The organism is Aquaticitalea lipolytica, from assembly GCF_014641635.1.
Taxonomy (GTDB): Bacteria; Bacteroidota; Bacteroidia; order Flavobacteriales; family Flavobacteriaceae; genus Aquaticitalea; species Aquaticitalea lipolytica.
Map to the genome: position 1 here is coordinate 198,894 of NZ_BMIC01000003.1, position 23,865 is coordinate 222,758.

The 23,865-nt window shown below is 31.2% G+C and carries 24 protein-coding genes; 7 read left to right on the forward strand and 17 right to left on the reverse strand.

Annotated elements, in window-relative coordinates:
* Window positions 1-25: 25 nt before the first annotated feature.
* Window positions 26-2,170, reverse strand: coding sequence for a M3 family metallopeptidase (locus IEW41_RS09855; protein ID WP_188606188.1), 2,145 nt, complete (start codon window positions 2,168-2,170; stop codon window positions 26-28).
* A 60-nt stretch (window positions 2,171-2,230) separates the two neighbouring features.
* A complete protein-coding gene (locus IEW41_RS09860; RefSeq protein ID WP_188606189.1) occupies window positions 2,231-2,941 on the reverse strand; it encodes a peptidylprolyl isomerase in 711 nt (236 codons plus the stop codon).
* A gap of 6 nt (window positions 2,942-2,947) precedes the next feature.
* Between IEW41_RS09860 and IEW41_RS09865 the strand changes: the two genes are divergently transcribed.
* The gene (locus IEW41_RS09865) at window positions 2,948-3,589 is read left to right on the forward strand and encodes an NUDIX hydrolase (RefSeq protein ID WP_188606190.1); all 642 of its coding nucleotides are present in this window, start codon (window positions 2,948-2,950) and stop codon (window positions 3,587-3,589) included.
* Between the two features lie 41 nt (window positions 3,590-3,630).
* Window positions 3,631-4,455 carry a lysophospholipid acyltransferase family protein gene (locus IEW41_RS09870; RefSeq protein WP_188606191.1) on the forward strand — a complete coding sequence of 275 codons (825 nt, stop codon included), beginning with the start codon at window positions 3,631-3,633 and terminating at the stop codon, window positions 4,453-4,455.
* Window positions 4,456-4,459: 4 nt separating this feature from the next.
* Here the strand turns inward: IEW41_RS09870 and IEW41_RS09875 are convergent, their stop codons facing one another.
* The 3 genes from IEW41_RS09875 to IEW41_RS09885 form a co-directional block, all read right to left on the reverse strand.
* Window positions 4,460-5,104 carry a DUF8845 family protein gene (locus IEW41_RS09875; RefSeq protein WP_188606192.1) on the reverse strand — a complete coding sequence of 215 codons (645 nt, stop codon included), beginning with the start codon at window positions 5,102-5,104 and terminating at the stop codon, window positions 4,460-4,462.
* Between the two features lie 4 nt (window positions 5,105-5,108).
* Entirely contained in the window at window positions 5,109-5,603 is a 495-nt protein-coding gene (locus IEW41_RS09880; protein ID WP_188606193.1) for an RNA polymerase sigma factor, read from the reverse strand.
* 161 nt (window positions 5,604-5,764) lie between these two features.
* Window positions 5,765-6,433 (reverse strand): lysoplasmalogenase, encoded by a 669-nt coding sequence (locus tag IEW41_RS09885; RefSeq protein WP_188606194.1) that lies wholly within the window; start codon window positions 6,431-6,433, stop codon window positions 5,765-5,767.
* 165 nt (window positions 6,434-6,598) lie between these two features.
* Here IEW41_RS09885 and IEW41_RS09890 point away from each other — a divergent pair, with 165 nt between their 5' ends.
* On the forward strand, window positions 6,599-8,752 hold the full coding sequence (locus IEW41_RS09890; RefSeq protein WP_188606195.1) for a TonB-dependent receptor: 2,154 nt from the start codon (window positions 6,599-6,601) through the stop codon (window positions 8,750-8,752).
* Between the two features lie 6 nt (window positions 8,753-8,758).
* On the opposite strand, the gene IEW41_RS09895 is transcribed toward IEW41_RS09890, so the two are convergent.
* Window positions 8,759-9,823: a T9SS type A sorting domain-containing protein gene (locus tag IEW41_RS09895; RefSeq protein ID WP_188606196.1), complete on the reverse strand. Its 1,065-nt coding sequence runs from the start codon at window positions 9,821-9,823 to the stop codon at window positions 8,759-8,761.
* A 161-nt stretch (window positions 9,824-9,984) separates the two neighbouring features.
* On the opposite strand from IEW41_RS09895, the gene IEW41_RS09900 reads away from it, so the two are divergent.
* Window positions 9,985-10,734 carry an energy transducer TonB gene (locus IEW41_RS09900; RefSeq protein ID WP_188606197.1) on the forward strand — a complete coding sequence of 250 codons (750 nt, stop codon included), beginning with the start codon at window positions 9,985-9,987 and terminating at the stop codon, window positions 10,732-10,734.
* Between the two features lie 7 nt (window positions 10,735-10,741).
* Here IEW41_RS09900 and IEW41_RS09905 read toward each other — a convergent pair whose 3' ends face one another.
* The 8 genes from IEW41_RS09905 to IEW41_RS09940 form a co-directional block, all read right to left on the reverse strand.
* On the reverse strand, window positions 10,742-11,104 hold the full coding sequence (locus IEW41_RS09905) for a DUF2200 domain-containing protein (RefSeq protein WP_188606198.1): 363 nt from the start codon (window positions 11,102-11,104) through the stop codon (window positions 10,742-10,744).
* A 30-nt stretch (window positions 11,105-11,134) separates the two neighbouring features.
* The gene (locus IEW41_RS09910) at window positions 11,135-11,527 is read right to left on the reverse strand and encodes a DUF1801 domain-containing protein (protein ID WP_188606199.1); all 393 of its coding nucleotides are present in this window, start codon (window positions 11,525-11,527) and stop codon (window positions 11,135-11,137) included.
* A 43-nt stretch (window positions 11,528-11,570) separates the two neighbouring features.
* Window positions 11,571-12,566 (reverse strand): UDP-3-O-(3-hydroxymyristoyl)glucosamine N-acyltransferase, encoded by a 996-nt coding sequence (lpxD, locus tag IEW41_RS09915; RefSeq protein ID WP_188606200.1) that lies wholly within the window; start codon window positions 12,564-12,566, stop codon window positions 11,571-11,573.
* Window positions 12,567-12,715: 149 nt separating this feature from the next.
* Complete coding sequence (locus tag IEW41_RS09920; protein WP_188606201.1) at window positions 12,716-13,183, reverse strand: SRPBCC domain-containing protein; 468 nt, start codon at window positions 13,181-13,183, stop codon at window positions 12,716-12,718.
* 43 nt (window positions 13,184-13,226) lie between these two features.
* Window positions 13,227-14,288: a metallophosphoesterase gene (locus tag IEW41_RS09925; protein WP_188606202.1), complete on the reverse strand. Its 1,062-nt coding sequence runs from the start codon at window positions 14,286-14,288 to the stop codon at window positions 13,227-13,229.
* Between the two features lie 122 nt (window positions 14,289-14,410).
* Window positions 14,411-15,460 carry a ligand-binding sensor domain-containing protein gene (locus tag IEW41_RS09930; RefSeq protein WP_188606203.1) on the reverse strand — a complete coding sequence of 350 codons (1,050 nt, stop codon included), beginning with the start codon at window positions 15,458-15,460 and terminating at the stop codon, window positions 14,411-14,413.
* Window positions 15,461-15,573: 113 nt separating this feature from the next.
* Window positions 15,574-15,921, reverse strand: coding sequence for a hypothetical protein (locus tag IEW41_RS09935; RefSeq protein ID WP_188606204.1), 348 nt, complete (start codon window positions 15,919-15,921; stop codon window positions 15,574-15,576).
* 156 nt (window positions 15,922-16,077) lie between these two features.
* Complete coding sequence (locus tag IEW41_RS09940; RefSeq protein ID WP_188606205.1) at window positions 16,078-16,632, reverse strand: thioredoxin family protein; 555 nt, start codon at window positions 16,630-16,632, stop codon at window positions 16,078-16,080.
* Between the two features lie 38 nt (window positions 16,633-16,670).
* Here IEW41_RS09940 and IEW41_RS09945 point away from each other — a divergent pair, with 38 nt between their 5' ends.
* The 3 genes from IEW41_RS09945 to IEW41_RS09955 are packed head-to-tail and all read left to right on the forward strand — an operon-like array spanning window position 16,671 to window position 18,935.
* Entirely contained in the window at window positions 16,671-17,006 is a 336-nt protein-coding gene (locus IEW41_RS09945) for a tRNA-binding protein (RefSeq protein WP_188606206.1), read from the forward strand.
* 4 nt (window positions 17,007-17,010) lie between these two features.
* On the forward strand, window positions 17,011-17,922 hold the full coding sequence (locus IEW41_RS09950) for a bile acid:sodium symporter family protein (RefSeq protein ID WP_188606207.1): 912 nt from the start codon (window positions 17,011-17,013) through the stop codon (window positions 17,920-17,922).
* On the forward strand, window positions 17,919-18,935 hold the full coding sequence (locus IEW41_RS09955; protein WP_229660208.1) for a lysophospholipid acyltransferase family protein: 1,017 nt from the start codon (window positions 17,919-17,921) through the stop codon (window positions 18,933-18,935). The genes IEW41_RS09950 and IEW41_RS09955 overlap by 4 nt, the downstream gene beginning before the upstream one ends.
* On the opposite strand, the gene IEW41_RS09960 is transcribed toward IEW41_RS09955, so the two are convergent.
* From IEW41_RS09960 to IEW41_RS09970, 3 genes are all read right to left on the reverse strand, one after another.
* Complete coding sequence (locus IEW41_RS09960; protein ID WP_188606208.1) at window positions 18,930-21,437, reverse strand: M14 family metallopeptidase; 2,508 nt, start codon at window positions 21,435-21,437, stop codon at window positions 18,930-18,932. The two genes, IEW41_RS09955 and IEW41_RS09960, sit on opposite strands and share 6 nt — an antisense overlap.
* Window positions 21,438-21,516: 79 nt before the next feature.
* The gene (locus tag IEW41_RS09965; protein ID WP_188606209.1) at window positions 21,517-21,906 is read right to left on the reverse strand and encodes a PUR family DNA/RNA-binding protein; all 390 of its coding nucleotides are present in this window, start codon (window positions 21,904-21,906) and stop codon (window positions 21,517-21,519) included.
* A 149-nt stretch (window positions 21,907-22,055) separates the two neighbouring features.
* Window positions 22,056-23,819 carry an ABC transporter ATP-binding protein gene (locus tag IEW41_RS09970; RefSeq protein WP_188606210.1) on the reverse strand — a complete coding sequence of 588 codons (1,764 nt, stop codon included), beginning with the start codon at window positions 23,817-23,819 and terminating at the stop codon, window positions 22,056-22,058.
* Window positions 23,820-23,865: the final 46 nt, after the last annotated feature.

A 23,865-nucleotide genomic window follows, 5' to 3' on the forward strand; every position in this document is an offset into this window, starting at 1 on the left:
CTTTTTATTATATATAATTTTGAATTTATTCTTTAGGAACAGGGAAACCTCTATCTCTCATTAATGCTTCAATTTTTGCATCACGACCTCTAAATAAACGATAAGCTTCAGCTGGATCCATAGAGTTTCTTGGTGCGAATAAAAACTTTACCAATTTAGCAGCAACGTCTTTATCATAAAATCCACCTTCAGACTCTTTAAATGCTTCAGAAGCATCACTAGTTAGTACATCTGCCCACATATAACCATAGTAAGCTGTTGCGTAACCTTCTCCAGAAAACACGTGACCAAAGTGAGGTGTTCTATGACGCATTACTAATTCTTTTGGCATTTTTAACTCAGCTAAAGTCTCACGCTCAAATTTATCAATATCAATATTTGTTGGGTCTGCAAGATGGAATTTCATATCCATAATAGCTGATGCTAAATACTCAGTAGTTGAAAACCCTTGATTAAAAGTTGATGCTTTTTTTATTTTCGCAACTAATTCAGCAGGAATTGGTTGTCCTGTTTTATAATGTACCAAAAACTTATTGATAACTTCGTCTGTAGATAACCAACGCTCTAATAATTGTGATTGAAACTCTGTATAATCTCTAACACCTCCATTTAAAGTTGGGTATTTTACATTTGAAGAAAAGAAATGCAATGCGTGTCCAAACTCATGAAAAAATGTATTTGCATCATCCCAAGACACTAATACAGCTTCGCCTGGCGCTGGTTTTACAAAGTTAGAGTTGTTTGAAGCTAATACATTCTTTTCGCCTTCAAAAGAGGTGTAACTTCTATAGGTAGTTGCCCAAGCACCTGAGCGTTTTCCAGCACGTGCAAACGGATCTAAATACCATAAACCAATATGTTTACCTGTGTCTTTATCTGTTACTTCCCAAACTTTTACATCTTCATGAAATACAGGAACAGAGCCTTCGGCTACTGGAGTAAATTTGTAATTAAATAATTCTCCTGCTGTAAAAAATAAAGCTTCGGTTAATTTATCTAACTGCAAGTATTGTTTTACTTCATCGCTATCTAAATCATATTTTTTCTGACGCACTTTTTCAGCATAATATCTGTAATCCCAAGGTTCGATAGTAATATTATCACCATTTTCATTAGCAACTGTTTGCATATCAGCAACTTCTTCGCTAACCCTTGCAATAGCTGCTGGCCAAACAGCATTCATAAGTGCCATTGCATTTTCTGGAGTTTTTGCCATACGATCTTGTAATCTCCATTGTGCATAATTATCATAACCTAATAGAGCAACACGTTCTTTACGAAGTTTTAAAATTTCTGCAATTAATTTGTTGTTATCAAATTCATCACCATTATCACCACGAGAGTAATAGTTGGTCCAAACTTGCTTGCGTAATTCGCGTTCAGTTGAATATGTAAGAAATGGATCCATCGAAGAGCGTGTGTTAGTAATTGCATACTCGCCATCACGACCTTTATCTTTTGCAATTTTAGCTGCTGATTTTATAAACCCTTCAGATAGTCCTCCTAATTGATCTTTGTTTAAGTAAGTAACATAATTTTCTTCATCATGAAGTACGTTATTAGAAAACGAATTGTATATAGATGATAGCTCTTTGTTTATGGCTGCATAACGTTCTTTTTTGGCAGCATCTAAATTAGCGCCATTCATTTCAAAACTTTTATATGTTAAATCTACAACACGTTGTTGGTCTGCAGCTAAAGGCTTTTTTTGAGAAGCATCATAAACTGCTTTTATACGTTGAAAAAGTTTTTCGTTTTGAGATATTTTAGATTGGTATTCTGATAGCTTTGGTGCAAGTTTAGATGAAATCTCTCTAAATTCTGGAGACGACATATTACTACTTAAAATTCCGTAGTATGTAAAAACTCTGTCTAATTCTTTGCCAGAGCTTTCCATTGCAACAATAGTGTTTTCAAAAGTTGGAGCCGCAGGATTATTTGCAATTTTTTCAATGTCTGCAAGACTTAATTCCATTCCTTTTTCAACTGCAGCGCTTACATCTTCTACTTTCATTTTATCAAAAGCTGGCACGCCTTGATAAGATCCTGTCCATTCTTGCAGTAATGTGTTATTAGTCATATTATCAGGGTTTTGGGCATAGCTGGAAAATGCTACTATCACACATAAACTAAAGGCTTTTATGTGTTTTAACTTGTTTTGTTTAGTCATTGGTTTAGTTTTAAATTTTAAGGTTTCAAGGTATTACTTTTTCGTATAGAATTATCTTAATTATTTTATAATTTCTACTTTGGTTATGTATATGTTTTTTAAAGGCCAATCGCCTTCATCTGTAGATTGTGCTGCTATAGTATCTACAACATCCATTCCCGCAATTACTTTCCCAAAAATGGTATAGTCGCCATTTAAATGGTGCGCACCACCTTTTTGTTGAACAATAAAAAATTCAAAAGGAGAGGCGAGTTTGTATGGGTTTTCAATTTCTCCACTTGGCATACTAACAACACCTCTGTCGTGTACAAAACCCTTTTTAGAGTCTGTAGGGAGAAGGTATTTGCCTATAGCGTTTCGTTTTCTTGCAATATCGTAGTCATCACTATTACCACCTTGAATTACAAAATTATTTATAACTCTATAAAACTGCGTGTAACTAAAATAGTTTTGCTTGGTTAAAAATATAAAATTTGCTCTATGGTATTTTGTTTCTTCAAAAAGTAGAATATCTATATTACCAAAATCTGTGTAAATCCTTACTTTGTTTTCTTTATTCTCCTTTTCATATTGTTGAAAAAACGGAATAGCATTTTTATCATCTAATAAAGGTATTTCATTAGTCTCTGTAGTTACAGAATCTTTTTTTGTAATTTCCTTTTCGGTTTTTGTTGAATCTATTGTAGAACTGTTATTTTTTTTTTGGCGAGATTGTTTATCTTCACAGTTCGTTAAAAGTAAACACAAGCATATTAATACTAAAATTCTCATAACTAGATGAATTTTGATTTGTTTTTAAATTCTATATCTAAGATAGAACAAGCTCCACTTCCAGGGCAAGCGTCTCAGTTTAAAATGTCGCCTCCATATCGTATGGATTTGATTGAAAAACAAGCAGAGGCTATGAAAAGCTCAAAGAGAGCAGGAGTTTTGGCATTGTTTTACCCAGATACTTTACAAAACACAAATCTAATTTTAATTTTAAGAAAAACCTACAAAGGTGTTCATTCTGCTCAAGTAGGGTTTCCTGGAGGAAAACTTGAGCCGCAAGACGAATCGTTGGAGTATACTGCTGTTAGAGAGACACAAGAAGAAGTAGGAGTGCCTCTAAAAGATATTAAAGTTATAAAGGCAATGACTGAGGTTTATATTCCGCCAAGCAACTTTACAGTGCATCCTTTTATGGGAATAACTACGAAAACACCAAAATTTGTAAAACAAGAAGATGAAGTTGAAGATTTGATTGAGGTTACTATTAAAGATTTTATCGATGATAATTTAATGACTTCACAGTTGATAATGACATCGTTACAAAAAGAAGTTGAGGTGCCAGCTTTTCATTTTAATGGACATATTGTTTGGGGAGCTACAGCAATGATGCTTAACGAAGTAAAAGACTTGCTAAAAACTGTATTGTAAGTTTTGATTTTTTGTAATTTTGTACTTCAGAGAAAAATATAATGGGATTATTTAAAAGAAACCCTTTTGGGCATATACTTTTTATAAAAAAATGGTTAATCAGAATTTTAGGAACCCTAACTCACAGGCGATTTAGAGGTTTTAACGAATTGCAAATTGATGGTTCTGAAATTATAAGAAGCTTGCCAGACACTAACGTGTTGTTTATATCTAATCATCAAACTTATTTTGCTGATGTAGTAGCTATGTTTCATGTGTTTAATGCTAGTTTGAGTAATCGTGACGACTCTATTAAAAATGTAGGGTATTTATGGAATCCGAAATTAAATATCTATTACGTTGCTGCAAAAGAAACGATGAAGGCAGGCTTGTTACCTAAAATATTAGCTTATGTTGGCTCTATTAGTATTGAACGTACTTGGAGAGCAGAAGGTAAGGATGTGAACAGGCAAGTAAAAATGAGCGATATTAGTATGATTGGTAAGGCGCTTGATGATGGTTGGGTAATTACCTTTCCTCAAGGTACTACAACACCTTTTAAGCCTATTAGAAAAGGAACAGCTCATATTATTAAGAAATACAAACCAATTGTTGTACCAATCGTAATTGACGGTTTCAGACGCTCTTTTGATAAAAAAGGACTACGTGTTAAAAAGAAAAATATTCTGCAGTCTATGGAGATTAAAGCTCCTTTAGAGATAGATTACGAAAATGATAGCATTGCTCAAATAGTTGAAAAAATAGAATATGCAATAGAGCAGCATCCTTCTTTTTTAAAAGTTATTCCGCAAGATGAACTTATGGCTCAAGAAGAACTTAATAAATTACGCAAATGGAAGGCAGATAATAAAAAGCCTTTGGTGTAAAAGTTTAGACTTCTAACTTTCTTAATTCTTTGTAATTTCTGTTTAAACGCTTTAATAAAATACCATAAATAAGCCAGTAAAACAGTAATAATATTCCGATGATTATTAGTAATACGGCTGAGGTCATTAAAAACAGTTTAGCATAAAACATAAATGCTTCACCATTTGCAGAAGCCATTTCGGCCCTGTTAATTACCGCTGGGTTTTGGTCAAATTGAATATATATACCAGCAAATGTTGCAATAACTAGGTATACCAGGTTAAATGCTACGTATTGCCTAACAGTTCGGCGAGTTTTTAAGATGTTTTCCATTAACACCTTTGCATTGTCAGTTACAGAAATATTTCTATAGTTTCTGTAAAACAAATAGAAGAAATAAGCTAGTACAATGTAACCAGCTATAGTTAGTGGAATAATTACGAAGTCTGAATCAAATTTTTCAAACTCTTTAAGGCTTTTACTACCTTTAAAAGCAAAGGCAATAAATGTCCAGAATACAAATTCTAGAATACTGATAATGAATATCCACTTGACTATTGAAGAAGATTTCCTCAAAATCATTGTATATATTTCGTTATAGGACAGTTTAGGATACTTAAGAGTATCGTCTTTCTTCCAGTCCTTTTTTAATAGCTCTAATTCATCCATAATCTTACGGATTTAGTATTGTTTTTAATTTTGTTTTTACCCTGTTCATTTTTACTCTCGCATTTACTTCGCTAATACCTAGGGTTTCACTTATTTCTCTATAATCTTTATCCTCTAAATATAAAAACACTAATGCTTTTTCAATATCATTCAATTGATGTACTGCTTGATATAATAGTTTTAACTGCTGCTCTTCTGTGTCGTCATACTCTTCAGCTTTTATCTTAAACTGAAACGACTCTATATCATACGTATTAATTATACGTTTGGATTTTCGGTATAAAGTAATAGCTGTGTTTAAGCCAACTCTGTACATCCAAGTGCTAAATTTTGAGTCACCTCTAAACTTAGGATATGCCTTCCATAATTGTATGGTAATTTCTTGAAACAAATCATTATGCGCATCTTGATTATTAGTATATAATCGACATACTTTATGCACAATGTTTTGATGCTCTTCAAGTAATTCTACAAAACTATGTTCAAGTTCTTTGTTCAAATCAAAGTTGGTTAGTTAATCAATTAGTAGCTTGTTTTTCATTTATGTTACACTAATTTCAAATTATTTTAAAATATAAAATATATATTAAATTAATTATTTAATAATAGTATTTTAATTATCTGAATATTAATTTAATAACATTTAGCTATAGGTTTTGTCTATCGTTGTTTTATGAGTCCAATTACAATCAAAAATTGAGCTAGAGCATAGGTTAGCATAATACTTATGTTAGATAGTGGTATTGGTTGATAAAATTTATTTAGTGCTAAAATGCTATCAGAAATCATAAATAAAATTGCTCCTAAAAACACAAAGTTATAACTCGCTTTTGATGTTTTATTTTGTCTTAAAAATGCCGATGTTGCCATAGCCAAAATTGCCAACATATAAATAATTACTGGAAGCAATAAATCACCTAATCCATCTTTTAGCAGATAAAATAATCCTAGAGCATAAGTCACTAAAATGATGATAAAAGCTATTGGGTTTTTGTTTGTATTTCTATGTTTCAAAAAAGCAAAAACATAAAGGATATGTGCTATTAAAAAAGACACTAAACCTAACATAAAATATATTGGAGCTCTATCAACAAACATAAGTAGTACATCTCCAATTAATGAAAACAGTAAAGCAAAAAGTGCTAGTTGTTTTAGTGTGTTTGTTAAATGATTGCTTCTTCTGAAAAAATAAATCATTAGAACAATAACTATGGCAGATTTTGTAAAGTAATGTAAAAATGAAAGACTTTCTAAACTACCACAAACCAGCTCAGATATTAATATTAGGCTAAAAATAAGACTGAACTTTTGTTCGGAAGAATTGAGCATATTTAATCTTTTAGTGCCTAAATATACTCTTTTATATGATTTGTCAATTCTCAAATTCAATTCATCCTAGTTATTCAACAATTCGGTTATATAGAATTTTAATCACCAGTTTACTAGTGCAACTTTGCTTCATCAAAAAAAACGAACAGTAAAAAGTATTCAATCATGAAACAAACAATTACAATTTTAAGCTTGCTAATCACAATGCTAACATTCTCTCAAAGTACAATAGATGGTAAGGTTAAAGATACTAACGGATTACCTATTATTGGTGCTAATGTGTATTTAGAAGGAACATATGATGGAGGTACAACTAATGAAAATGGAGCGTTTTCATTTACAACTAACGAAACAGGAACACAAACCTTAATCGTTTCATATTTATCTTATGAAACGTTTACAATGGCTGGAGATATAAAATACATGAAGGCATTGCAAATTAAACTTCGCGAAGATGTAAATACTTTAGACGCAGTAGTTATTTCAGCAGGAACATTTTCTGCAGGAGATAATAGTAAAGTGTCAGTTTTAAATGCTTTAGATGTTGTCACTACAGCTAGTGCTTTAGGTGATTTTGTAGGTGCATTGCAAACACTTCCAGGTACTACAACAGTAGCCGAAGATGGTCGTTTGTTTGTTCGTGGTGGAGACGCAGATGAAACACAAATTTTTATCGATGGTATTCGTGTGTTTACACCTTATAGCCCAACAACTAATAACACGCCAACACGAGGACGCTATTCGCCTTTTTTGTTTGATGGTATTACCTTTTCAACAGGAGGTTATTCGGCTGAATATGGTCAAGCCTTATCTAGCGTACTGCTTTTAAATACAATTGACGAGCCAGATCAGAATAAAACAGATATTGCTATTATGACTGTAGGTGGAGGCGTAGGTCATACCAAAAAATGGGAAAGAAGCTCCTTAAGTGTTAATACTTCTTACATTAACTTAGCGCCTTATATTGCTTTGTTTCCCGATAGAAATGATTGGGAAAAGCCTTTTGAAAGCGCTTCAGGCGAAGCTGTTTTTAGACAAAAATTTGATAAAGGTTTACTTAAATTGTATACAGCTTTTGATGCTTCAAATTTTGAGCTTACACAGGAAGATATAAATAGAACTGAAGGAGTTCATTTTAAACTGAATAACAAAAACCTTTACTTTAACGGATCGTATCAAGGTTTATTAAATGATGTTTGGTCAGTGTCTGGAGGAATGAGTTATACTTATGGAAACACAAAAATTGGTGTTGTAGATAGTGATATTAAAGACATAGAAAACTCTATACATGCCAAGCTAAAATTTAAACGTCATTTTAGTAATAGACTAAAACTTTATTTTGGAGCCGATTATTTTGCAACAGATTTTAATGAGCGTTATGAAGATGATGCGACACCTCAAGTTAATTATGGTTTTAATAATAATATTGCAGCAGCCTTTGCTGAAGCTGATGTGTTTTTCTCTAAAAATGTAGCAATGAAACTTGGAGTGAGAGCAGAGTATAGTGCTTTGTTTAAAGATGCAACAGTATCACCAAGATTGTCGTTAGCTTATAAAACTTCAGATAAAAGTCAGTTATCATTAGCTTATGGTCAATTTTACCAAAACCCTAGTAATGACATTTTAAAATTTGAGCAAGATTTAAAAGCACAAAACACCTCACATTATATACTTAACTACCAATACAATGTAGATGGTAAGATATTTAGAGCTGAAGCTTACTACAAAAACTATAATAGCCTAATAAAATATGATACTGATTTTGCGAGTTTTGATAGTAATTATAACAATTCAGGTGATGGTTTTGCAAGAGGATTAGATTTGTTTTGGAGAGATAATAAAACCTTTAAGAATTTAGACTATTGGTTAAGCTACTCTTATTTAGATACAGAGCGTGATTATAAAAACTACCTTAACTCTGCAAGACCAAGCTTTGCAAATACCCATAATATTTCAGTAGTTGGTAAATATTGGATTGAAGACTGGAAAAGTCAAGTTGGTATGAGTTACGGATTTGCGTCTGGACGCACATATACAAACCCTAACCAAGAAGGATTTTTAAATGCTAAAACGAAATCATATAATAGCATAAGTCTTAATTGGGCTTACTTAGTTTCGCAGCAAAAAATTTTATATGTATCGGTAAATAATGTGCTAGGTTTTAAAAATATAAATGGATATCAGTATAGTAATACACCAGATATGAATGGTAATTTTGCACGTCGCTCATTACAACCAGCAGCAGATCAGTTCTTTTTTGTAGGCTTCTTTTGGACTATTAGTGAGAAAGGAACAGATAATCAGTTGGATAAATTGTAAAATGATTTAATGAGATATAATAAGTAATTTAGATTGATACAGTTGTTTGCCTTTAACAATAATAATATAGCTACCATTAGAAATTGAAGAAATATCTATATCTACATTAGTTTCAAAATTTGAATCTTTTTCCAAGACTTTTCTTCCGTCTAAACTGTAAAGTTGTATTAAGCTAGCATTTGTGTTCACATTTTTTAGATGTATTATGTTACTTGATGGATTAGGAACGATACTAAAAGTAGTATTATCAACATCAGCTTCATTTATTGATAAAGTTGGTAATTCTTCAATACTAAAATTGGCAAATAAAATGGTTTCATCTCTCAAATCTTGTGCATTTAGCAAACTTCTGTAAATTCCCCATTTAGGTCTAACAAAAGAAGCTCCAGTTCTCCAGTTTATAATAGAATTATTAGAGTAGTTTAATAATATATTGTCATTATCAACTCTTTTTATTTCAATGGCATAAGTACCTGATGTACCATAAGTAATAGTCTCTGTAACATCTAACCAAGTGCCAATAAATGGCGCTAAGCTTGTTTGTAACAGTGTAACTTGAGTATCGGTTTCTGCGTAACGTAGTTCCAATCGATCTGGATTTGATTTTCTTGCCGTTAAAGTATACATTGGCATATCTTCAAGTGCTCCACCTACAGATTTTAACTGATGTAAATGTGTGAAATTTGATGAGGTTTTAAAACCTGCTTCCAGTTTAAACTTCCATTTATACACTACAATTTCGTTTTGTCTTCCTAATAAATTTTCAGGCGATTGGTCATAAGTTTTTATTTCATTTCGCTGTCTGTCAACATTTATACATCTGTCATTATCAGGCGAAGTATGAATATAAAAGCGAAACACATTTGTGTTTAATTCATTGTCATAAACTTCGTCAATATGTCGACCAAAACTAGTATGATTACAATCTGGAACTTCTACTGGATTATATCCAGGCGCAAGAACTGAAGTAATTAACTCGTATGTATTTCCTGGTCCATCAGCGTTGAGTGTTACTTGAGTGTAGCTTATATTAAATTGTAAGACACAAATTAAAATGATAATTTTTTTCATTATTATAAATTGGTTAACCAGTTTGGTTTACCAAATATATGAAAAATATATTTTTAAATGATAAAATTGATTACAAAGGCTTGCAATTCAATATTTCTGATAATTGTCATAGAAAATATCACTTCAATGCGCTAACTTCATAAATATAAAATATTGTTATTATGGAAGTTAAGAAAAATCCAGAAGTAGCAGTCGAGAGAAATAGTAAACTCTATTTTGCAATTGGTCTTTGTCTCACTTTATTATTTTCATGGCAAATGCTAGAATACAAGAGTTATAAAGTGAAAGTTAAACCAATTGAGATCATATCTTTTGAGGATTCTTTTGAAGAAGAAATTCCTATTAAATCAATAAAAACACCTGCAACATCAGCACCTCAAATAGCTATAAAAGCTGGAGCTATTAAAATAGCCGAAAATATAGCAGATGTTAATGAGACTTTTATTGAAAGTAGTGAAACCAGTCAATTAGATGTTATTGGTAAGGTTACCAATACAACTGGACCAATTTCTAAAATTGAAGATATAAAAGTTGTTGAAGTAGAGGAAGATATAGAGATTCCTTTTGCTGTTATTGAAAGTGCTCCAATTTTTCCTGGCTGTGAAAAAGGGACAAAAGAAGAAATTAAAGAATGTTTTCAAAATAAAATTAAAGAACACGTTATAAGCAATTTTATATACCCTGAATTAGCTCAAGATTTAGGTATTCACGGCAAAGTTTATGTTTTGTTTGCGATAGATAAAAATGGAGTTGTAACTAATATTAAAACTCGTGGTCCTGATAAAATTTTAGAAAAAGAAGCCGTACGAATTATTAGCTTATTACCAAAAATGACTCCTGGAATGCAAAGAGGTAAAGCTGTAAAAGTGACTTATAGTTTGCCTATTAACTTTAAATATGTTGAACGATAAATTTGTATTAAGCTCGTAAAATCTTTTCCATCTTACGACCTTTGGCTAATTCATCAATTAACTTATCTAAATAGCGTGCCTGTTTTGTTAAAGGAGTTTCAATATCTTCAATACGATAACCACAAATAACACCTTTAATAAGTTGTGCATTAGGGTTTAATTTTGCTTGCTTAAAAAAAGTTTCGAAGGTTGCTTTTTCTTCAATAAGAGTTTTTAGTTTTTTTTCATTAAAACCTGTTAACCATTCAATTACTTGATGTAGTTCTTCAATTGTTCTGCCTTTTTTTTCAACTTTTGTAACATAATGAGGATATACTGAAGCAAAAGTCATATTTGCAATGCGTGCATCGTGTTCTGGTGTTGTATTCATTAATTGCTATTTTAATAAAATTATCATTAGCTATTTTAGCCTTTCTAATTTACCTTTTCGTTTTACAATATTTTTATAGTCCCATTGTATAGTTTTCGATTTTTCGAGCCATTGTTGCAATTTTTCGACATCTATTTCTGAGGCAGATTTAAAGAAAATTGATGCATCTTTAAATTTTTCACCTCTAACATTTAAATCAGTCTCTCCAAAATCAGCTCCACTCCAAAACATAAGTCGTAAACCCTTTTTTTGCTTGCTGTAACCAACAGTTGGATTATCGTTTAAAAACCAAACAGGATGAGCATGCCAAATTTTACTATCAGCTTCAGTTAATATATTATCAATAGCAGCAGCTAGTAAATTGCAAATGTCTTTATCTGAAGACTCTAAATTGTTATTATATGCTTTTATATCAGTATTCATTTTAATGTAAAAGCTAATTATAATATGGTTTTAGATTATAAATTTATTGATTTTTTACCAATCGTCTTACAGCTACCCATTCTTTTAGCATATCTCTAGCGTCTTGTGCAGGATAACCTAAAACAGTTTTTCCTGCTTCTACATCATTCATAACTCCAGAACCAGCTCCAACTGTTGCGCCAGAATGTATTGTGGTATGGTCTTTAATAGATGCGCTTCCTCCAATAATAACACCATCACCTAATGTAACAGAGCCTGCAAGTCCGCTATGTCCAGCCATTATGCAAGAGCGTCCCATAATGCTATTATGTGCTATTTGTACTAAATTGTCAATCTTACAACCATCACCAATAATTGTAGAGCTAAATTTGGCTCTGTCAACACAAGAGTTAGCGCCAATTTCAACATAGTTACCAATTATTACATTTCCAATCTGTGGTATTTTAACGAGTTGCCTACCATCTTCACTTGGTCTATAACCAAACCCATCTGCTCCAATACTCACATTAGTATGAAAAATACAATGGCTACCTATAATACAACGTTCACGAATAATAGTACCAGACCAAACAATGGTATTGTTGCCAATTATGGTTTCGTCAAACACACAAACATTTGGGTATAAAACAACTCCATTTCCTAACTCTACATCTTTACCTATATAGCAATTTGCACCAATTTTGCAGTCTGTGCCAATTTTTGCAGTTTCATGTATAACTGCAGTTGGATGTATATTGGTGTCAAAAACAGGTGATGGTAAATTAAAAAGATCTAGCACTTTAGCCATTGCTAAATCAACATTTTTTACTTTAATAAAAGCGCGATTATCACCAGGACTGATAGTTACATTGTAATCTATAAATGCAGCACAAGCCTTTGATTCAGCCCAAAATTTCACATATTTATTACTTCCTATAAATGTAATTTGATTACTATTTGCTTTTTGTATTTCTTCAGGACTTTCAATACTTAAGGTTGTATTGCCTATTAATTCGCCTTTTATAATGTTGTTGATTTCACTTATTGAGTAAGATGCCATTTGTAGTTTAGGTATTAGTTAGTTAATTGTAAATCTAAGGTGAAAAAAGGGAAATCTATGTAGATTGTTTAATTACTTAACTAAAACTTTGCGCAATCGAGTAAATATGGTATAACTAAGTGTTTTTTTTATTCAAACAGTATTGGTATTTAGCTGCTTTTATTTTCTGCGATTTTTTTAAGTATGTTTAATGCTTTAGGCCATGATTCTTTAAAATAGTCAATGTAGTCATCCATTGTATCCATTTCAACTTTTACGGTTGTTATACCATTACTTTCTTGAAATGAATAGTTTTCTAAACTTCCTGCCCAATTATCAACTTGCTCTCCAGAGGTTATTTCATTGTCTCCATCAAGAATTCCGTAGTGTCTTATAGATACAAATTCATATGGTTTGTTTTCAGCAATTTCAGAAATCATTCCACCACGCTTGCCATTTTCATCTGTTCCTGTAAAATACATTTTTTCTCCTTTTTTCCAACTGCCTTCATAAGTAGAAGTAGGGTTAAATTTAGCAGTCCATTGCTCATAAGTAGTAATATCATTTAATCCAAGCATAGTTTCATATACTATTTTTGGTGAGGCTTTTATCTGTTCTTTAAATTCTATTTTTTTCATGTGTTTAGATTTTAATTATACACGTTTTTGGGATTACTAGCTTTTATAATTGTATTTTATTTCCACTTAATGTACCTCTAAAGAATTGATTGTTTTCAATAAATAGAATCTCTCCGTATTCGCCTTTTTTAATACTAGAATCTACACCAAAAATTTTATTATTATATAATTGAACAATCTCATCATTTGAACAATGCCCAACAATAATATGTTTTGAATCTAACAGTTTCAATATTTTTGAAATATCTGAATCTAATAAACTATCATAAAAATAACCTCGATACCATATCAAACTTTTGCTACCATAATAAGTGTCATAAAAATTGGTCGACTTCATTTCTTGTTTAGTTCGATCAATAGATTTTCTCATTATATCGTTTACTTTTTCAAAATTAAAATCAGTATCAGCTATAAAATCTTCGGAAATGCCACCATGAACAAAAACATATTCATTTATTTTAATAATTGTTGATTTTGAGCGTAGCCATCTTCCAAGAATAGTTTTTGTACTGTACAATTCATTATACTCCAAATTCAGTAATTTAGAAGTTAATTCGTATTTTTTACTTAAGTATCTTAGGTCTTTATGAAGAATCATATATTCATGATTTCCAAGAAGAAAATGTACATGACCTCCTTTGCTTTTTGCTTGAGCTTCGAGTTTATAAACCAGCCAAAGCATTTCATTAACTTTATCGCCTCTGTCAAAAATATCTCCAGTAATTACCAAATGACCTTTTCCAAAATTCCAATTTAGATTCTTGTCAATTACTTTATTGATTTTTAATATCTCAATTGCTAAGTCATATTGTCCATGAATATCACTTAATGCAGCGATATTTTGTACGTCATTAAAAATGGATTTTTCAGGAGAGTATATTGTGTCGAATGAATTGATTTTTAAAAGCCTTGAGAAAACTTTACCATTTATTATTGTTTTTTCAACTAGTTTGTCTTTTTCAATAAAAATATATGGACCATCGGAAAATTTAGAAAACTCCGATTGTTCATTTTTAATGCTATCTTTTTTGTTTTCAACTTCTTGGCTAAAGGCTGATGAAGTTGAGATGATTAAAATTATTAGATATAAAGAGCTTTTAATCATTTGTCTTTTGCTTTTGATTATTACGTATTTATTTATGGTTGAGTACTAATTTAGTAAATAAAATCTACGAGACACAAGCAATTACTTATAACCATTATTAGTAGTAGCTCTTTTTTTATTTGTCATTTTTCAAATTTCACAAAAGCTGTTCCATTGAATTTAAACACTCCATTTTCGTGTGTTCCAAGCCAAAGTTCGCCATTGTTATCTTTGTAAATACTAAATAAAGTAATGTCTTTTGAATTATTTTGAACTGGATAATGCGTAATTTTTGTTCCGTCATATTTCCAAACGCCATTACGATAGGTTACAAACCATAAATTGTTATTATTGTCTGTTACTGTTGATAGATACTCATCCAAATCGCTGTCCTTTTTCCCATCTAAACCACCTATGCTTTCGTGTCTTGTGTAAAGTGTCTTGTTTTTTAATGTTGTGCTATCGTAAACACTATAACGATATTCAGTATTGAACCAAAAGTCGCCATTTTTGTCTTCAGTAATTGAACGCACTCCGTTTGCACCTTCGTTGCGAAATTCTGTTACATCTTCTTCTGTAATCCATTCAAATGATTTTCCGTCATAACGACAGACACCAGATGGATTTGTACCAAACCAAATGTTTCCTTTTTTGTCTTTATAAATGCTATAGATTCCAAAAGGATTGGAGAGGTTGGGTGGTTTAGGCAACTGTAATTCATGTAAAGTAATGCCATCATAACGATACACTTTGTTCTCAAATTCATAAGAATGTCTAAACCATAAATCATCTGATTGAAGTTGCCATTCAATACTCGGAATTGCGGTTAATGTAGTAAAATTATGTCCATCAAACTTAACAATTGTTGAATTGGGATAACAGCTATTAAAATATATGTTGCCCAATTTATCTTCTTTAATTTCGTCAATTCTGTTGCTTGGTAAACCGTGTTCAGTCGTAAAATTTGTGAATGATTTTCCGTCATATTTATACACGCCATTATCCCAACTTCCAAACCAGTACATATTATTCTTGTCTTGATGAATAACCATAATATTATTTCCAAGTTCTGTTACAGTATCGCCTTTTACAATGTTGTCTGTTTTAACGTGTTGTTTAGTGGTTTGTCCATTACAAGATGTTAATAAAACCAATGCGTTGAAAAATGTAAATATGCTCAATTTTATAGTCATCTGTTTGAAGTTTGTACTGTTGTCATGGAGTAACAGTTAGCGTGTTTTGTATGGTTAACTAATTTAGTAAATAAAATGAAGCAATTAGTTATAAACAGCGCTCTAGTAAGAATTTATTTCACTATATTATTTATCAGAGTCAGAATATATTCCGCATTAAACGTTTTTATTTTTTTATTCAATTCGTTAATATCTTTTTGTTCAACTTTTCTTAAATTCAGTTTTTCACAAATTCCATCTATAATATCAATATAATCTAAATCCTCAATTCCATATATTTTATGTAAATCATCTTCAGGGTAAATTGAGAAGTCGTCCATTTGTATAAATTCTTGAATTTTGTCATAAACAACTTCGACGTGTATTTTATCAAATCCTTTTTTACTAAGTCGGTTTATATATTCAGAACGAGTGAGATTTGGTCGACTTTCATTTAGTTTCTGCAACTTTTTCTCGTTCATTTTATTTTTAATACTACTAAAAATTAGCATTAAAAAAAAGACTGTTCCAATTATGAATAGCGTTTTGTTCATATTGAGTAGAACTAATTATATACCAACAAATATATGGTTTTATCGGTTTTAATTTCGGGATAAGAAAACATTTTCATTGTCTTGTTACTTCCACTTTATGTTACAACCAATACTAGGTTTTTGCATTTCAGTTATGGGTTTATTGCTCAATAAAGCTTCTAGAGTATTACGTATATCTTGTCCTGTTACTGGCAATCCATTTCCTGGTCTAGAATCGTCTAACTGTCCTCTATACACCAATGCTAAATCCTCATTAAACACATAAAAATCTGGTGTGCAAGCAGCATCATAAGCCTCAGCAACTTCTTGAGTTTGATCGTATAAATACGGAAAAATAAAACCTTGTTCTATAGCATTTTGTTTCATTAAGTGAGGAGCATCTTGAGGATAATTTTCTACATCATTACTAGAAATAGCTACAAAATTTACACCTTTAGATTTGTAGTCTTTTGCTAATTGTGCTAACTGTTTATTTACATGCTTTACAAATGGGCAATGATTGCATATAAACATAATAACGGTAGCTTTTAAACCCTTAACTTCTTGTAAGGCGAGCATTGTGTCGCTTACAGTATCTAATAATTTAAAATCTGGTGCTGTGGTGCCTAAAGGCAACATATTTGATGGAGTTTGAGCCATTTATTTGTCTATTTAGTTTTATAATGTATTTTTATCTCATGGATAATATAATAACATTTGATGACTTTACAAAAGTCGATTTACGTGTAGGAACCATTATTGAAGTTAATGACTTTCCTGAAGCAAGAAATCCTGCGTATCAATTAACTATCAATTTTGGTGAGTTAGGAATTAAAAAATCGTCAGCTCAAATTACAACTCTATATACTAAAGATGAATTGTTGCATCGTCAAATTGTTGCTGTGGTTAATTTCCCAAAAAAGCAAATCGCAAAATTTATGAGCGAATGTTTGGTGTTAGGTGCTGTAAATGGTAAAGATGTAATTTTACTAAACCCTGAACAAAAAGTTAAAAACGGCTCTACGGTAGCTTAAGCCTATGCAACAGCTAGATAAAGTCACTATAAATTTTAATAACGAAAGTCTTTGGGTTTTAAATATAGCTTTAGCAATTGTTATGTTTGGCGTTGCGCTAAATATTACAACTAACGATTTTAAAAGTTTACTTAAGCAACCTAAATTAGTATTAGTTGGCATTTTGTCTCAGTTTGTGGTTTTGCCTTTGGCTACATATGCTTTGGTACTAATTATAAAACCACAACCTAGTATAGCTCTTGGTATGATGATGGTTGCTGCTTGTCCTGGTGGAAATATCTCAAATTTTATGACGCATTTGGCTAAAGGGAATACAGCTTTGTCTGTAAGCCTAACTGCCTTCGCAACATTTATAGCAATTATAATGACACCTTTTAATTTTGAATTTTATGGCAATTTATACGAGCCAACGGCTCAGATATTAAGAACCGTTGAATTAGATGCTTTTGAATTGGTGAAAGTAGTGTTGCTAATTTTAGGCATTCCTTTAGTTTTGGGTATGTTAGTACGTTGGAAATTCCCAGAGCAAGCATTAACTATAGCTAAGTATTTAAAACCTTTTTCTATTGTGTTTTTTGTAGCACTTGTTATTATCGCACTAGCAAATAATATTGAGGTATTTAATAGTTATGTTAAGCACGTTTTATGGATTGGCATTACGCACAATATTATTGCCATTGCATTAGGATTTGGTTTGGCTACAGTATTTGGATTGTCGTTTGTAAACAGAAAAACGATAGCTATTGAAACAGGAATTCAGAATTCTGGATTAGGACTACTGCTTATTTTTACATTTTTTAATGGGTTAGGAGGTATGGCAATTTTAGCTGCATTTTGGGGCATTTGGCATATAGTTTCTGGATTGCTTTTAGCATTGTTTTGGTCTCGTAAATCTTCAAAAATAGTTTTAGATTGAAACAATTGTGGTTACATAGCGTAAGATTATATTTAAAAATTGGACTCTTTTTTTACTTCAAAAAGATAACAGTTGTTAATGCAGACAAAGTACCAAAAGATGGCGCAGTTTTGCTTTTGTCTAATCATCAAAATGCTTTACTAGATGCTTTGTTAATTGCAACTAATAGTGGCCGATTTTCATATTTTCTTACTAGAGCTAGTGTATTTAATAATAAACTTATAAGTAAGATTTTAAGGAGTTTATTAATGATTCCTGTGTATAGAATTAGAGATGGATGGGGAAATCTGACTAAGAATAACTCTGTATTTTCATCAACTGCGAAGTTGTTATCTAAACAAAAAGCTATTGTTATTTTTCCTGAAGGAAGTCATAATCTAAAACGAACTGTTAGACCTTTAAGTAAAGGGTTTGCTCGTATTATTTTTGAAACGTTAGACGATTTTCCTGATACAAAAATAACGCTTGTACCTGTTGGAGTTAATTTTGTTCATGCCGAGCGTTTTGCTGATAGTACATTGCTTAATTTTGGTAACGCAATAGTGGTTGATGCAAATTCAACAAAAAGTGCTAGCGAATTAAAAGAAACGATTTTTAAAGAATTATGTCAACTTACAATACATATTAATAGTGATGATTACGATGAGACACTTAAAAAGTTAGAACATCTTAATATAGATTTTTTAAATCCTGATGCAGTAAATACATGTATTGCCAGTAATTTTAAAACGTGTAAGGCAGTAAAAAAAGAAAGCAACACATTTAAAAAACTATTTAAAGTGTTGCTTATCATTAATTTGTTTCTTCCTTATCTACTTTGGAAAAAAGTTTTTCAGCCTAACATAAACGAAATAGAATTCACATCTACATTTAGGTTTGCTATAGCTATTTCTGTTGTTCCAATATTTTTGGTTCTAATAATGGTTTTATTAAGTTTAACTATTGGTGTTAAGTTTGCAATTATGTATTTGCTAAATGTTTTAGTGTTAACACTATTGGCTGTTAAACTATAATTCGTCTCTAAAAAATATAGCATTCATCATTAACTTATTTGTGCCATACCAAAAGGCTCTAAAGTTAGTGTTATCAGTAAACGCTACTACTTTTCCGCGTTTTAAACGCTGTACTTGAAAAGGTACAGTATTAGCCAAACTATCTAAATTACGTTTTGAAATATAGCCACTTAATAATGGGTTTTTAGTATACTGTATTGGGTTGTTATAACTTTGTTTATCGGCATTTATAAAAATTGAATTGCCTCTAAATAATGGTAATGTTTCGTTTTTATAACCAAATGCAATAGGATGCGATCTGTCGAGCTTGGTTTCAAAAATAGCTCCAGATATTAATTGCGCACCACTAAAATCGTCTTTTTGTTCAAAAGAAATATGCTTTGCTTTTAGCTCTAGTTTTTTAATATCTAGCTTCATAAACTCATTGCTACTTAACCAGCGTACAGTGTTTTCAAACCCAATTAGAGTGCCTCCATCTCCAACCCAAGCCTTAAGCTTTTCAGCAGCAGAACCACTTAAATTTGCACTAGGTAAAATAATAGTGTTGTACCTGCTTAAATCTGTTCGTGTAAGTGACTCTGTGTCTAGTTTTGTGAGTGTCATATTATAGCGCTGATCAAATAAATGCCAGACTTCACCAGCATCGTAAGGACTAACACCTTCACCAACAATCATAGCTACTTTTGGTGCCGTAAGTGCTCTAAACTGTCTGCTTCCTAAATCGATACCATCAGTCAAACCTGTTGATACAGCATCAATTTGTAAATGACTTTCTTTAGCAACTTCTGTTAAGAACGCATATAACTCTTCAGCAGATTTTGATTGATTTTGAACAGGAATTAAAATGGTTCCATAATCATAAGTAGTTCCATTTAGCTTAAATGTACTCATAGCAACTTTTGCTCTTATATTGGCATTTAAAATGGTGTTTAATGCTTTTGGTGAATAATATTCATGCCACTGCATTACATAACCATAGTTGCTTTTTGATGTTACAGTTCCTGTTTTTAACTGCAAATCGGTCACTTCGTTACCTATGTTTGCTGTTGATACATTTTCATCGTAATCTAAATTAAAAGCTAGTGGGAACGTCCATGCCGAAATATCATAAAACAAACTATCTTGAAACGACGTGCGTTTTTCGAACATCGCTTGAATTAAACGTGCATTCTTCTGATTTTTAGGAATAATAAAACTATATCCTTTTTTGAATTTTTTTCCATTTGATGTAAAATCAGACTTTACTTCATTTATGGTTATTTGATGGCGCTTAAGAATTTCTGCCAAATGATAGGTTGAAGCAGCATCTTTTTCATTACCAAAAACTATTGCTTTTCCGTTGTCTTTTAAAGCTTCAGCTCTTGCATTTTTGTAAAAATCATGTTGATATTTTAAAATATCTTCTCGCATTGTTTTTGCTGCTTCTAATGTAGATAATGCAGCAGTAAATTGATTTCTAATCGTAAATGGGAATGTTAGAATACCATTATCACTTTCTTGTATATGGCCACGAGAACTGGCTTGCTCAAACAAAATACCTATACTTCCATTAATATCAGGAAACGTTGAGCCTTTGCCATAATAGAAATCGTCGTAATCTTCTTCTGTGTAGTACAATGAACCAATTTTATTTAAAGCATTAGCATGAAAATCGCCAATGCGTCTTGTAAGTTCTTGATTTAGTTTTGGTGTTAATGGGTGAGTTCTACTTGGTATTCCTGGTTGAAAAAAGAAAGTAGAATTTGTTCCCATTTCATGATGGTCTGTTAAAATATTTGGTAACCATTTATGAAACGTTTGTATTCTTACTCTAGATTCAGGTAATTGTACAGGTAACCAATCTCTATTCATATCAAACCAATAGTGATTTGTACGTCCACCAGGCCAAACCTCGTTATATTCTCTGTCGTTTGGATCTGGATTTAGATTATTACTTTTATTAGTATTTGCCCAATACGCAAAGCGTTGTAAGCCATCAGGATTAAATGAAGGGTCAAATAAAATAACAGTGTTGTCAAGTAAATTTTTAACATCATCACTTTCAGCAGCAGCGAGATAATAAGCAACTAATAACGCTGCGTTTGAGCCACTAGGTTCATTTCCATGAATTGAAAATCCTTGATATACTACAATAGGCATTTCAGAAATATTTACAGCATTGTTGTTATTTGTAGCATCTACATGTGCTTTACGAATGCTTTCAAGGTTTTGATGATTCTTAGGCGATGTTATGGTAAGCAACAGTAAAGGTCTGTCTTCAAATGTTGTTCCTCTGTTTTCAATAGTAATTCTATCAGATGCTGCATCTAATGCATACATGTATTGTGCTAGTTTATCATGAGTAACATGCCATTTTCCAACCTCATGACCAATTACCGATTGTGGTGTTGGTATGTTAGAATTATAGCTGGTGTTTTGAGGTAAATAGTAATCGAGCTGCGTTTGCGATTGCGATAAAAGGGTAAAGGAAGCTAAAAAAACAAGTAAGAACAGATTTTTCATATAGTATAAGTTAGGATATAAATATAAAAAAACCGCTACTTTAAAGTAACGGTTTGTGTGTATTTTAACATTGAATAAATTAAATGTCTTCAAAATTGATATCAGTAAAACTTCCAGTCGATTTTGGAGTTTCATCTTCAACAGTAGCTTCTGTTGTATCAAAATCATCTTTTTTAAAGTCTTTTTGATGACGTTCGCTAATAACTTCATCACCTTTTTCGTCAACTATATAAGATGTCATTTCGTTTAAAATCTCACTAAATTCAGCAAAATCTTCTTTGTATAAATAGATTTTATGCTTTTTGTAATGAAAAGAACCATCGTCATTAGTAAACTTTTTACTTTCAGTGATAGTAAGATAATAATCTCCAGCTTTAGTAGCTCTCACATCAAAAAAATAGGTTCTTCTTCCTGCTCTTAATACTTTAGAGAAAATTTCCTCTTTCTCCATCATTTCATTATCACTCATAATTTTTTTAAATTAATTCGGTTTGTGTCTCAAAAATCTAAAAAAAAAGAATAGTAACCAACAAATTATGTTATTTCTTTTAGTTGATAGTATAATAATTGATTAGTGATACTCTGGTTTTTGTTTTAAAAAGCAATACAAAATTCTGATTATAAGTTGTTTGAATTGTTTTCTGTGAGTTGGTTTAAGTACAGTTTTTTGTAATATCCATCTACATCTATCAAGCTTTCATGAGATCCAGTTTGAATGATTCTCCCATCATCTAAAACAATTATTTTATCAGCATTTTTAGCTGATGAAACTCTATGACTTACTATTATTGTTGTTTTGCCTACAATTAGCTTGCTTAAATTTTTAAGTATTTTTTCTTCTGTTTCTGTATCTACTGCAGATAGGCAATCGTCAAATAATAAAATTTTTGGTTCTTTAATTATTGCTCTAGCAATAGAAACACGCTGCTTTTGTCCACCAGAAAGTGTAATACCACGTTCACCAAGTATAGTATTGTAACCATTGGTAAATCCTTTAATATTTTTGTGTACATCTGCATTTTTAGCAGCATTAATTACTTCCTCTTCTGTTGCATCTTCTTTTCCAAACATAATATTGTTTTTTATAGAGTCTGAAAACAAAAATGCATCTTGAGGTACGTAGCCAATACTATTTCTTAGACTTTTTAGGTTTAGTTTGTCTATTTCAATACCATCAATAGTTATTTGACCACTGTTAATATCATAAAGTCGACCAATTAAGTCTAAAATTGTAGATTTTCCTGAACCTGTATTTCCTAATATAGCTAATGTTTGTCCTTTATCAATTGTAAAGCTAACATCTTTTAATGCTTGAATATTTGTGTCTGGATATATAAATGATACGTTTTTAAACTCAATAGCACCATCAATTTTTGAAGGCTCAATGGTTTTGTTTTTAATTTCAGGATCTTGCTTTAAAAACTCATTAATACGTTTTTGAGATGCTTCTGCTTGTTGTACAACAGATGTTACCCAGCCAACAGTGGCAACAGGCCATGTTAGTAAGTTAACGTAGATAATAAACTTGGCAATAACACCTATACTATCTATTTCGCCATTGATATACTGTAAACCACCTATGTAAATAACAATAACGTTACTCAATCCTATTAAGAAAATCATTAAAGGAAAAAATAGTGCTTGCACTTTTACTAAATCGATATTTTTTTGTCTACTCTCAGCTGATAAGATATCAAAGTCACGATTTATTTGGTCTTCAATACTATATGATTTTATAACACTTACACCACTAAACGATTCTTGAGTAAAGGTTGATAGTTTTGCTAGCCACACCTGAACAATCGTACTTTTTTTATGAATTTTTTTACTTAATACATAAATGAAAAACGAGAGTATTGGTAAAGGAATTATTGTGTACAGTGTAAGCATTGGAGCTTCTCTAAACATTAAAAATAGTGCAATAATAAAAAGGGTTAACGTATTAATGCTGTACATAAGAGCTGGACCAACATACTCTCTAACTTTACCAACATCCTCACTTATTCGACTCATTAAATCTCCTGTTCTATTAGATTTATAAAAGCCTAACGATAGTCTTTGGTATTGTTGATATACTTCGTTTTTTAAATCGTACTCAACATATCTAGAAACATTAATCAATGTTTGTCTCATTAAAAAAGTAAAAATACCACCAACTATAGCTGCTCCAACCAGGTATAGCAAGTTTATGGTTAATTCTTTTTTATAAACTTCTAAAGTAATTTCACCATTTATTTTTTTTGTAATAGTATCAACTATTTCACCAATTAATTCTGGCGTAAATAGTAAAAAAATTCTAGCAATAATGGTTATGATTATACCTGAAAGCAGTTTGTATCTATACTTGTAAAAATATTTGTTAATATGCTGTAATTCTTTCATTTAAAGTATTGAGGCTTTTTAAGTTTTTAACAATATATCATTTTAA